Origin of the sequence: Streptomyces sp. SudanB52_2052 (assembly GCF_964272415.1) — a bacterium.
Classification (GTDB): Bacteria; Actinomycetota; Actinomycetes; order Streptomycetales; family Streptomycetaceae; genus Streptomyces; species Streptomyces olindensis.
On the sequence record NZ_OZ186796.1, the window covers coordinates 5501029 to 5512500 of the forward strand.

The window sequence follows — 11472 nt, forward strand, 5'->3', positions numbered from 1 at the left end:
GGGCTCAGCCCTGGTCCTCGCCGTACCGCGGGTCCACCGTCTCCGGTGTCAGCCCGAGCAGCTCGGCGACCTGCTCGACGACGACCTCGTGCACCAGCGCGGCTCGCTCGTCGCGCCCCTTGGTACGGATCTCGACCGGCCGCCGGTAGACCACCACGCGCGCGGGGCGGCCCTCGCGCGCGCTGATCGTGCCGCCGAGCGGAACCGCCTCGTCGTGCCAGGCCTGGCCGGGTCCGTCGAGCCGCGGCACTTCCAGGACCAGGAAATCGATGTCGGCGAGCTGCGGCCACCGCCGCTCCAGGCGCTCCACGGAGTCCTGCACCAGATCCGCGAACGCGTCCGCGCGGCTCGCGGCGAGCGGCACCTGCGGGGGTGCGATCGGGCCGCGCATGCCCCGGCCGTGGCGATCACGGCGGCGGGGCCCGGGGGCGGCGGCACGAGGCGTTACGGGCTTGTCCATCACTGCTGAAGGGTAGTCCCCGCCGCGCCCGTACGCCCGGCACCGCACGGGCCCACGGGCGGCTTCCGGCCGACCCTCTCGGCATGTCGTTACATGCCCATTCAAGCCAAGGTTGGGCTCGATTCCGTATCCCTCCGAGACCGGTGACCTCACGGCAAATGAGGGTTTTGTGACGACTGTTGACCGCTTGCGCGACCGTTCGAGACCCCGGACGACGGTGTCCGAGCAGGTCAGCCGGGTGCGTCGGAGGGGGCGTGTGGGGCGTTTCACAGCACGACACGGTGGAGTGACCTGGTGGAGAGTCGTCGCGGCCCGCTCAAGAGTGCGGTACCGTCCAACGTCGTGAGCCCTGTACGTCGCTGTTCGCGCACCGCCTGCGGCCGTCCCGCCGTCGCGACGCTGACGTACGTCTACGCCGACTCGACCGCGGTCCTCGGCCCGCTCGCCACCTACGCCGAACCCCACTGCTACGACCTGTGCGCCGAGCACTCCGAGCGCCTCACCGCCCCCCGCGGCTGGGAGGTCGTCCGGCTCCTCGACGGCTCGGCTCCGGCGCGCCCCAGCGGCGACGACCTGGAAGCGCTTGCGAACGCCGTGCGCGAGGCGGCCCGCCCTCAGGAGCGGGCGGCCGGGGCCGGCGGCGGCGGTCGCGCGGCCGACCCGATGGAGGTCGCTCGGCGCGGGCACCTGCGGGTCCTGCGGTCGCCCGACAACTGATCCCGCCCCCTCGGTTTCTCCACACGCGCACCCATTGACGGGGCGTTGGCGTGGACATGACCATTCCGTTTCAGGAACGCGAGAAATCGCTTTCGCATGGCGGAAACCGGGGAGGCGCCCGTGTACGTCCAGGAACTGGAACCCGTCGCCGGCTCACTCGGCCTGTCCGCCCTGGTGGCCGCCTTACCCCTGGTGATCGTCCTGGTCCTGCTCGGGGGCGTCCGCATGAAGGCGCACCTGGCGGGCCTGACCGGCCTCCTCGCGGCCGTCCTGGTCGCCTGGCTCGCCTACGGCATGCCACTCGGCCAGACTCTCTCCAGCGGCGCCCAGGGCGCCGTCTTCGGCCTCTTCCCCATCCTGTGGATCGTCGTCAACGCCCTGTGGGTGTACCGGATGACCGTCCGCACCCGGCACTTCGACATCCTGCGCCGGTCCTTCGGGCGGCTCTCCGACGACCCGCGCATTCAGGCACTCGTCATCGCCTTCTGCTTCGGGGCGCTGCTGGAGGCGCTCGCCGGCTTCGGCGCGCCCGTCGCGATCAGCGCGGTCATGCTCGTCGCCCTCGGCTTCGAACCGGTGCGCGCCGCCGTCGTCGCCCTCGTCGCCAACACCGCGCCCGTGGCCTTCGGCGCGATGGGCACACCGGTCGTCACCCTCGCCCAGGTGACGGGCCTCCCGCTGGATTCCGTGGCGTCCGTGGTGGGCCGTCAGACGCCCCTGCTGGCCCTCGTGGTGCCCTTGGTGCTCGTCTGGCTGGTCGACGGTCGGCGCGGGCTGCGCGAGACCTGGGTGCCCGCCCTGGCGTGCGGAGTCGCCTTCGCCGTCGCCCAGTTCGCCGCCGCCAACTACGTCTCCGCCCAACTCGCCGACATCGGCGCCGCCCTCGCGGGCGCGGGCGCCCTGGTCGCCGTCCCCCACGCGCGCGTGCCCGCCACCGAATCCGTACGCGCCTCCGTGCTGACCGGCGCGCGCAGCGAGGAACTGGACCAGGAGGACCCGCCCCGCGAGGTGCTGCGCGCCTACGCCCCCTACGCGCTGATCGTCGTGATCTTCTCCGTCGCCCAGATCCCCGCCGTCAAGGACGGGCTGGCCAAGGCGACCCAGACCTACGACTGGCCCTTCCTGGAGGTGGCCGGACCCGACGGCGAACCCGTCAGCGGCAACGTCTTCTCCTGGCCCGTCGTGTCGACCGGCGGCACACTCGTCCTGCTCGCCGGGATCTGCACGGCCGTCGTCATCGGGGTGCACGCGCGCGTGGCGGTGAGGGAATGGCTCGCGACGGTCCACGAGCTGCGCTTCGCGATCCTGACGGTGACGTCCGTCCTGGCCCTCGCCTACGTCACCTGTCCGGGCAGGCGGCCACGATCGGCCACTTCGTGGCGGCGGCCGGGGCCGGGCTCGCCTTCCTCTCGCCGGTCCTCGGCTGGTTCGGCGTCGCCGTGACCGGCTCGGACACCTCGGCCAACGCCCTCTTCGGCGCCCTCCAGGTGACCGCCGCCCGCGAGTCCGGACTCTCGCCCGACCTCCTGGCCGCCGCCAACAGCTCCGGCGGCGTCCTCGGCAAGATGATCTCCCCGCAGAACCTCACCATCGCCTGCGCGGCCGTCGGACTGGCGGGCCGGGAAGGCGACCTGCTGCGCAAGGTACTGCCGTGGAGCCTGGGCCTGCTGCTGGTGATGTGCCTGATCGTCGTCGGCCAGAGCACCGCTGCCCTGGGCTGGATGCTGCCCTGACCTGAGGTGACGTCTCGGAGTCCTCTTGGTGTCCGCCCGGCGCGCTGTCAGCGGGCGGAGGTAGTTTGTGCTGACCGACAGTACTTTTTCAGGAAGGTTGGCCGTGGCTGCTGATCTGTCGCAGGTCGTGAAGGCGTACGACGTACGCGGGGTCGTCCCCGACCAGTGGGACGAGTCCCTGGCCGAGCTCTTCGGAGCGGCCTTCGTGCAGGTCACCGGCGCGAGCGCGATCGCCACCGGGCACGACATGCGGCCCTCCTCCCCGGGTCTGTCACGGGCCTTCGCGCGCGGGGCCGCCGGACAGGGCGCCGACGTGACGGAGATCGGCCTCTGCTCGACGGACCAGCTGTACTACGCCTCGGGCGCGCTGAACCTGCCGGGCGCGATGTTCACCGCCTCCCACAACCCGGCGCAGTACAACGGCATCAAGATGTGCCGCATGGGCGCCGCCCCGGTCGGCCAGGACACCGGCCTCGCGGAGATCCGCGAACTGGTCGAGCGCTGGAGCGAGTCGGGCGCACCGGAACCCGCCGCGAAGACGGGCACGATCAGCGCCCGCGACACGTTGTCGGACTACGCGGCCCACCTCCGCTCGCTGGTCGACCTGACCTCCATCCGCCCCCTGAAGGTCGTCGTCGACGCAGGGAACGGCATGGGCGGCCACACGGTGCCCGAGGTCTTCGCCAGCCTTCCCCTGACCCTGGTGCCGATGTACTTCGAGCTCGACGGCACGTTCCCGAACCACGAGGCCAACCCCCTCGACCCGGCCAACCTCGTCGACCTGCAGAAGCGGGTCCGCGAGGAGGGCGCCGACCTGGGCCTCGCCTTCGACGGCGACGCCGACCGCTGCTTCGTCGTCGACGAGCGCGGCGAGCCGGTCTCCCCGTCGGCCATCACCGCCCTGGTCGCCTCCCGCGAACTGGCCCGGCACGGAGGCAAGGGCACGATCATCCACAACCTGATCACGTCCTGGTCCGTCCCCGAGGTCGTGAAGGAGCACGGCGGCACCCCGGTGCGCACCCGCGTCGGCCACTCCTTCATCAAGGCCGAGATGGCCCGCACCGGCGCGATCTTCGGCGGCGAGCACTCCGCCCACTACTACTTCCGCGACTTCTGGAACGCCGACACGGGCATGCTGGCCGCCCTGCACGTCCTCGCGGCCCTGGGCGGCCAGGAGACCCCCCTGTCCTCCCTCGTCTCCGCGTACGACCGCTACACCGGCTCCGGCGAGATCAACTCCACGGTCGCCGACCAGCGGGCCAGCCTCGCCGCGATCCGCTCCGCCTACGAGTCCCGCGAGGACACCACCCTTGACGACCTCGACGGCCTCACGGTCACTTCCACCGACTGGTGGTTCAACGTCCGCCCGTCCAACACGGAACCGCTGCTGCGCCTGAACGCGGAGGCGAGGGACCCGGAGACCATGGCCCGCGTGCGGGACGAGGTGCTGGGGATCATCAGGGGCTGAGGCCCCGCCCCCACCGGCGGTAACCTGACCAGGCACAACCCCAAGCGCCCGCACCTCGAAGGAACCCCTATGCCCCTCGAATCCGGACTCCTCGAGATTCTCGCCTGCCCCGCCTGCCACGCCCCCCTCAAGGAGCAGGACAGCGAGCTGATCTGCACCGACACGAGCTGCGGCCTGGCCTACCCCGTCCGCGACGGCATCCCCGTCCTCCTCGTCGACGAGGCCCGCCGCCCCGCCTGACCGCCGGCCGCCCGCACGCCCCCGGCGTACATGGCCGCGGACTCGGTGGGCACCGGCGTAGGACGACATCCCCATAACGGACCCGGCGATCGGGAGGCTGCCGCCCCATGCTCGACGAATCGCTGCTCGACAATCCGGACGGCCTCGCCGAGGCCGACCACCGCGGCCTGCTCCGCGGCGCCGCGGAAGCCGGCGCCCGCGTCCGCACCGCCGCCCGCCACTCCGCCGAGGTGGGCGTCAACGACCTCAAGCCCGACGGCCGCCCCCGCGCCGTCCTCATCGCTGGCCCGGGCGCCGCCGCCACCCACACCGCCGACCTCCTCGGCACCCTCGCCGGCGCCGGCAGCCCGGTCACCCGCCTGGCGCCCACCGGCGTCGCCCCCGCCGCGGGCGCCCTGCGCTGGGAACTGCCCGGCTGGGTCGGCTCCGTCGACCTCCTCCTGATCGCCACCCCGGACGGCACCGAACCGGGCCTGTCCCTCCTCGCCGAGCAGGCCTACCGCCGGGGCTGCACGGTCGTCGCCGTGGCGCCAGGCCGCTCCCCGCTCGCCGACGCCGTGGGCGGCACGCACGGCCTGTTCGTCCCCATGGCGACTGCCCCCTACGACCAGGACGAGCCCCTCGCCGCCTCCGCACCCGGCGTCCTGTGGGCCCTGCTCACCCCGCTCCTCGCGCTCCTGGACCGCACCGCAGTCCTCGCCGCCCCGCCGGACGCCCTCGGCAAGGTCGCCGACCGCCTCGACCGCATCGCCGAACGCTGCGGCCCCGCCATCGCCACCTACAGCAATCCCGCCAAGACCCTGGCCGCCGAACTCGCCGACGCGCTCCCGATCGTCTGGACCGAGGGCACCTCGGCCGGCCCCGCGGGCCGCCGCTTCGCCGCCGCCCTCGCCGAACTGTCCGGCACCCCCGCGGTCGTCGCCGAACTCCCCGAGGCCCTCGCCGCCCACAGCGCCCTGCTCGCCGGCCCGCTGGCCGCCAGCGCCGACCCCGACGACTTCTTCCGCGACCGCGTCGAGGAACCTCCCGCCCTGCACGCACGCGTGGTGCTCCTGCGGGACCGGCCCATCGGCGGCCTCACCGCCGCCCCCGGCGCCCGCGACCTCGCCCTCAGCCACGACACGCCGATCAGCGAACTGGAACCGGAGCCGGGCGACGAACTGGAGACCCTCGCGGAACTGATCGCCATCACAGATTTCGCCGCGGTTTACCTGGCGCTCGCTTCGAGGGCCTGATCTTGCCCGGGACACCCTGACGCGCCCGCCGCCCGAACACGCAGAGAGAACCCCATGGACCGCCTCGACAACACCATCCGCCCCTACGCCTGGGGTTCCCCGACCGCCATCCCGCAGCTTCTCGGCGTCGAACCGACCGGCGAACCGCAGGCGGAGATGTGGATGGGCGCCCACCCCGGCGCCCCCTCGCGCACCGAGCGGGGCACGCTCGTCGAGGTCATCGACGCCGACCCCGAGAAGGAACTCGGACCGGCCGCCGTCGCCAGGTTCGGCCCCCGCCTGCCCTTCCTCCTGAAGATCCTCGCCGCCGGCGCCCCGCTCTCCCTCCAGGTCCACCCCGACCTGGAGCAGGCCAAGGAGGGCTACGCGGACGAGGAGCGCCGCGGCATCCCCGTCGACGCCCCGCACCGCAACTACAAGGACGCCAACCACAAGCCCGAACTCATCTGCGCCCTCACCGAGTTCGACGGCCTGTGCGGCTTCCGCCCCCCGCTCGAGGCCGCCGGCCTCCTCGACGACCTCGGCGTCGACTCCCTCAAGCCCTACGTCGACCTGCTGCACGCCCACCCCGAGGACGCCGCCCTGCGCGAGGTCCTCACGGCGATCCTCACCGCCGACCCCGAGGAGATGTCCCGCACGGTCGCCGAGGCCGCGGCCGCCTGCGACCGCCTCGGCGGCGCCTACGCCCCCTACGCCGACATCGCCCACCACTACCCGGGCGACCCCGGCGTCCTCGCCGCGATGCTGCTCAACCGCGTCCGGCTCCAGCCCGGCGAGGCCCTCTACCTCGGCGCCGGCGTCCCGCACGCCTACCTCAACGGCCTCGGCGTCGAGATCATGGCCAACTCCGACAACGTCCTGCGCTGCGGCCTGACCCCCAAGCACGTCGACGTCCCCGAGCTCCTGCGCATCGTCCGCTTCCAGCCCAGCGACCCCGGCGTCCTGCGCCCCGAGGCCTCCCCGGACGGCGAGGAGGTCTACGAGACCCCGATCGACGAGTTCCGCCTCTCCCGCTACGTGCTCCCCGAGGCGGGCACCGCCCACGACCTCACCCGCCCGACCCCGCAGATCCTGCTCTGCACGTCCGGCACCGTCCGTGCCGGCGAGCACGACCTGACCCCCGGCCGGTCCGTCTTCGTCCCCGCCGGCGAAAAGGCCGAAGTGTCCGGAACCGGCACGCTCTTCCGGGCCACCGTCGTCGCCTGACTCTTCCGCCCGACCGTTTCAACGACCCCCGTGCTGGTGACCTGAAGCACCACGACCGCAGCGGGCTGCAACAATGGCCCACCGTCAAGCACGGGCAAAGCCACGGGCGCCGCACCCACGCGGCGCCCTGGGCCCTGGAACGGCGTACGAAGGGACAACGCGAACATATGAGCGCGTCAGGCGGCACCAAGGCGATCGTGGCGGCACTGGCCGCCAACCTCGCGATCGCGGTAGCGAAGTTCGTGGCGTTCATCTTCAGCAACTCGTCGTCGATGCTCGCCGAGTCCGTGCACTCGCTCGCCGACTCCGGCAACCAGGCACTGCTGCTCGTCGGCGGGAAGAAGGCCAAGCGCGAGGCCACCCCGCAGCACCCCTTCGGCTACGGCCGCGAGCGCTACATCTACGCCTTCCTCGTCTCCATCGTCCTCTTCTCGGTCGGCGGCATGTTCGCCCTCTACGAGGGCTACGAGAAGATCAAGCACCCGCACGAGCTGACCCACTGGTACTGGCCGGTCGGCGTCCTGGTCTTCGCGATCATCGCCGAGGCGTTCTCCTTCCGCACCGCCATCAAGGAGTCCAACGTCCTGCGCGGCAAGCGCTCCTGGAAGGAGTTCGTCCGCCACGCCAAGGCCCCCGAACTCCCGGTCGTCCTCCTGGAGGACCTCGGCGCCCTCGTCGGCCTGATCCTCGCCCTCGGCGGCGTCGGCCTGGCCCTGCTCACCGGCGACGCCGTCTGGGACGGCATCGGCACCCTCTGCATCGGCGTCCTGCTCATCCTGATCGCCCTGGTCCTCGCCGCCGAGACCAAGTCACTGCTGCTCGGCGAGTCCGCCGGCGTCGAGGAGACCCAGAAGATCGAGGCCGCCGTCGTCGACGGCGACACCGTCACCCGCATCATCCACATGCGCACCCTCCACCTCGGCCCCGAGGAACTCCTCGTCGCCGCCAAGATCGCCGTCCGCCACGAGGAGACGGCCACCGAGATCGCCACCGCCATCGACGCCGCCGAGGCCCGCATCCGCGAGGCCGTCCCGATCGCCCGCGTGATCTACCTCGAGCCGGACATCTACAGCGAGACCGAGGCCGCCAAGGGCCCCGACCCCGAGGCCTCCCCCGGAGGCCCGGCCCCCGCGGCCCACTGACCTCCCCTGCCGCACCCACGGGGCCCGTCGAACCACTCGGCGGGCCCCGCCGCCTTACCCGAACCCGTCACATGATCGGCTCGATGTGTTCGCGGGCGGACTGGGGTTCGCACCCGCCCCCGGTGTAGCTTGGGACGGAGCCAGACGTCGCTGCTGATGGCGGTCGGGCGGTCCCACCGCGGACCGGCCGAGGGAGAGAGGGCCTCCGACGGACTGCGCTGCGCGTACGCGGGCATGCCTGTGTCCTCCTTCGGCACCCCTGTGTCCGCCGCCGCGCAGACCAGCCGTACCCACCCTCGACCCAACCCGAGGAGCAGCTCGCAATGACGACTGTCGAGAACCGACAGGACTTCAAGGTCGCCGACCTCTCCCTGGCCGAGTTCGGCCGCAAGGAGATCACCCTCGCCGAGCACGAGATGCCCGGCCTGATGGCGATCCGCAAGGAGTACGCCGAGGCACAGCCCCTCGCCGGCGCCCGCGTCACCGGCTCCCTGCACATGACCGTGCAGACCGCCGTCCTCATCGAGACCCTGGTCGCCCTCGGCGCCCAGGTCCGCTGGGCCTCCTGCAACATCTTCTCCACCCAGGACCACGCCGCCGCGGCCATCGCCGTCGGCCCCAACGGCACGGTGGACAACCCGCAGGGCGTCCCCGTCTTCGCCTGGAAGGGCGAGACCCTGGAGGAGTACTGGTGGTGCACGGAGCAGGCGCTGACCTGGCCGGACAGCCCCACCGGCGGCCCCAACATGATCCTGGACGACGGCGGTGACGCCACCCTCCTCGTCCACAAGGGCGTCGAGTACGAGAAGGATGGCAAGGTCCCCTCGCCCGACACCGCCGAGTCCGACGAGCACCGCGTCATCCTCGAACTGCTGACCCGCACCCTGGGCGAGAACCCCCAGAAGTGGACCCAGCTGTCCTCGGAGATCCGCGGCGTCACCGAGGAGACCACGACCGGCGTCCACCGCCTGTACGAGATGCAGCGCGACGGCACCCTCCTGTTCCCGGCGATCAACGTCAACGACGCCGTCACCAAGTCGAAGTTCGACAACAAGTACGGCTGCCGCCACTCCCTCGTCGACGGCATCAACCGCGCCACCGACGTCCTGATCGGTGGCAAGACCGCGGTCGTCTGCGGCTACGGCGACGTGGGCAAGGGCTGCGCGGAGTCCCTGCGCGGACAGGGCGCCCGCGTGATCGTCACCGAGATCGACCCGATCTGCGCCCTCCAGGCCGCGATGGACGGCTACCAGGTCACGACCCTCGACGAGGTCATCGACAAGGCCGACATCTTCATCACCACGACCGGCAACAAGGACATCATCATGGCCTCGGACATGGCCAAGATGAAGCACCAGGCCATCGTCGGCAACATCGGCCACTTCGACAACGAGATCGACATGGCCGGCCTCGCCAAGATCCCCGGCATCGTCAAGGACGAGGTCAAGCCGCAGGTCCACACCTGGACCTTCCCCGACGGCAAGGTGATCATCGTCCTGTCCGAGGGCCGCCTGCTGAACCTGGGCAACGCCACCGGCCACCCGTCGTTCGTGATGTCCAACTCCTTCGCGGACCAGACCCTGGCCCAGATCGAGCTGTTCACCAAGCCCGACGAGTACCCGACCGGCGTCTACGTGCTGCCCAAGCACCTCGACGAGAAGGTCGCCCGCCTCCACCTTGACGCGCTCGGCGTGAAGCTGACCACGCTCCGCCCCGAGCAGGCCGAGTACATCGGCGTGAAGGTCGAAGGCCCCTACAAGCCGGACCACTACCGCTACTGAGCCGAGCAGCACCGCTGCCGGTAGGTTCGCCGCCGGTCACAGTTCGAGGCAGGCCCCCGCACCCCCGTGCCGGGGGCCTGCCCCGTTCCGACCGGCCGACGACCGGCCGAGCCCGTCAGGACCCAGGACCCCCATGCCCCGCGGCCGTTATTCGCTCCATGATCCGCACGATCACACCCCCCTCGCAGAAGAACACTTCCAGTGCGCCATCGGCCCCTCCGGCTGGCGCTACGTCTCTCAGCTGACCACCCCCTCGGGCGATCACCACGGCTCCGTCGACCTCACCCTCGACGAACTCGGCCGCCCCATCCGCCTCGAACTCCACGCCGCCGCCTGGCAGGTCCGCGGCGCCGCCCTCGACGGCGTCACCTGGGTCCGTACCGACCCCACCGGGACCGACGCCACCGAAGGCAATGTGCGCGCCCACGCCTTCACCGGCACCTCCCCGGCGTTCCTCGTCGCCACCGCTCGTCTCCTGCGCCTCACCCCCTCCGCAGCCGCCACTCGCGTGCGCCTCGTCGCCTTCACGGACCCGGTCCTCGCCCCGCGCACCGTGGACCAGTCGTGGGCTCTGCTGAAAAGAGAAGCACACGCCACTGACAACGGCCCCCTGACCGTGGACGAATACCAGGTCACAGCCCTGGACACGGGCGAACAGCACTCCGTCCACATCGCCGGCGACGTGGTGCTCGCGGCTCCCGGCATCGAACTCGAGGACCTGGAATCACCGCCGTCGGTCTTCACCTGAGCGGACAGTGACCGCGTCGGCGCCCACTACGCCGGCGGTACGAACCCGCTGCCGGGACGATCGCCCGCCGACACCCCGCCCGACTCGGAGGGCCGACCCTCGGCTGTCGGCCGGGACGCCGCCCGAGGCGGCACGACGGGCGAGACACCGGCAGTGGGATCCACGCCCGACGCCGCAGCCCGTTCCGCGCCTGGAGCAGCAAACGAGGCCGGAGGAGCAGGCGAGGCCGGAGGAGCAGAAGGGGCTGGAGGAGCAGCAGAGAAGGCGGGGGGAGCAGAGGAGTCGGAGGGAGCGGGGGAAGCGAATGCCGCCGAAGGTGCCGCCGAGGCCGGAGCGCCGGGCGTGGCCGAACCGTTCCCGAAGGCCCGCCGCGCCTCCCGCGCCTGCCGCTCCTGCACCACCGCGGCCAGATACGCCGCCGGCGGGATCCCCTGCGGCAGCGGAGCCCCCGTACGCTCCGCCAGATCCGACGCCAGCCGCTCCGCCATGGACCAGCCCACCTGCGGGTCCAGCTGCTGCATGCGCGTCAGGTACTGACGAACGGCGAGCCACAACCCGTCGGGCACCGCGGACAGATCGAGCCCCGAGAACCGCCCCGCCAGCCAGGGCGGAGGAGGCGGAACATAACCGGTCCGCGCCACCGGAATCCGCTCCCGCACGACTAGAGTCCCCGCGAAGACATCTCCCAGCCGCCGCCCACGTACCGATACGAACGAGGCGATACAAGCGACGATCCCGAAGG

General features: G+C 71.9%; 10 protein-coding genes and 1 pseudogene (1 of these 11 only partly in view). 9 read left to right on the top strand and 2 right to left on the bottom strand.

Features of this window, described 5'->3' with window-relative positions; all coding sequences use genetic code 11:
* Positions 1 to 4 precede the first annotated feature (4 nt).
* Entirely contained in the window at positions 5 to 460 is a 456-nt protein-coding gene (locus ACSUPV_RS24630; RefSeq protein WP_078651037.1) for a metallopeptidase family protein, read from the bottom strand.
* Between the two features lie 294 nt (positions 461 to 754).
* Here ACSUPV_RS24630 and ACSUPV_RS24635 point away from each other — a divergent pair, with 294 nt between their 5' ends.
* From ACSUPV_RS24635 to ACSUPV_RS24675, 9 genes and pseudogenes are all read left to right on the top strand, one after another.
* Positions 755 to 1177, top strand: a complete 423-nt coding sequence (locus ACSUPV_RS24635; protein ID WP_010034669.1) for a DUF3499 domain-containing protein — start codon at positions 755 to 757, stop codon at positions 1175 to 1177.
* Positions 1178 to 1297: 120 nt separating this feature from the next.
* Positions 1298 to 2910 (top strand): annotated as a pseudogene (locus ACSUPV_RS24640) (L-lactate permease).
* Positions 2911 to 3013: 103 nt separating this feature from the next.
* Positions 3014 to 4378, top strand: a complete 1365-nt coding sequence (locus tag ACSUPV_RS24645) for a phosphomannomutase/phosphoglucomutase (RefSeq protein ID WP_382618316.1) — start codon at positions 3014 to 3016, stop codon at positions 4376 to 4378.
* A gap of 69 nt (positions 4379 to 4447) precedes the next feature.
* Positions 4448 to 4618 (top strand): Trm112 family protein, encoded by a 171-nt coding sequence (locus ACSUPV_RS24650; RefSeq protein ID WP_078651036.1) that lies wholly within the window; start codon positions 4448 to 4450, stop codon positions 4616 to 4618.
* 107 nt (positions 4619 to 4725) lie between these two features.
* Positions 4726 to 5853, top strand: a complete 1128-nt coding sequence (locus tag ACSUPV_RS24655; protein WP_031119196.1) for an SIS domain-containing protein — start codon at positions 4726 to 4728, stop codon at positions 5851 to 5853.
* A gap of 54 nt (positions 5854 to 5907) precedes the next feature.
* Entirely contained in the window at positions 5908 to 7059 is a 1152-nt protein-coding gene (gene manA / locus ACSUPV_RS24660; protein ID WP_382618318.1) for a mannose-6-phosphate isomerase, class I, read from the top strand.
* A gap of 167 nt (positions 7060 to 7226) precedes the next feature.
* Positions 7227 to 8201: a cation diffusion facilitator family transporter gene (locus ACSUPV_RS24665; RefSeq protein ID WP_031119193.1), complete on the top strand. Its 975-nt coding sequence runs from the start codon at positions 7227 to 7229 to the stop codon at positions 8199 to 8201.
* A gap of 323 nt (positions 8202 to 8524) precedes the next feature.
* Positions 8525 to 9982, top strand: a complete 1458-nt coding sequence (gene ahcY / locus ACSUPV_RS24670) for an adenosylhomocysteinase (protein ID WP_031119192.1) — start codon at positions 8525 to 8527, stop codon at positions 9980 to 9982.
* 133 nt (positions 9983 to 10115) lie between these two features.
* On the top strand, positions 10116 to 10730 hold the full coding sequence (locus ACSUPV_RS24675) for a hypothetical protein (protein WP_037767529.1): 615 nt from the start codon (positions 10116 to 10118) through the stop codon (positions 10728 to 10730).
* Between the two features lie 26 nt (positions 10731 to 10756).
* On the opposite strand, the gene ACSUPV_RS24680 is transcribed toward ACSUPV_RS24675, so the two are convergent.
* On the bottom strand, positions 10757 to 11472 hold the 3' portion of the coding sequence (locus ACSUPV_RS24680) for an RDD family protein (protein ID WP_436948568.1). 358 nt of this gene lie beyond the right edge of the window; 716 of the gene's 1074 nt are visible here — the last part of the coding sequence; its start codon lies off the right edge, out of view; its stop codon occupies positions 10757 to 10759.

Coding starts and splice junctions, on each gene's coding strand:
- ACSUPV_RS24650 (WP_078651036.1), top strand. CDS start 4,448: ATGCCCCTCGAATCCGGACTCCTCGAGATTCTCGCCTGCCCCGCCTGC.
- ahcY (WP_031119192.1), top strand. CDS start 8,525: ATGACGACTGTCGAGAACCGACAGGACTTCAAGGTCGCCGACCTCTCC.
- manA (WP_382618318.1), top strand. CDS start 5,908: ATGGACCGCCTCGACAACACCATCCGCCCCTACGCCTGGGGTTCCCCG.
- ACSUPV_RS24665 (WP_031119193.1), top strand. CDS start 7,227: ATGAGCGCGTCAGGCGGCACCAAGGCGATCGTGGCGGCACTGGCCGCC.
- ACSUPV_RS24655 (WP_031119196.1), top strand. CDS start 4,726: ATGCTCGACGAATCGCTGCTCGACAATCCGGACGGCCTCGCCGAGGCC.
- ACSUPV_RS24675 (WP_037767529.1), top strand. CDS start 10,116: ATGCCCCGCGGCCGTTATTCGCTCCATGATCCGCACGATCACACCCCC.
- ACSUPV_RS24630 (WP_078651037.1), bottom strand. CDS start 460: ATGGACAAGCCCGTAACGCCTCGTGCCGCCGCCCCCGGGCCCCGCCGC.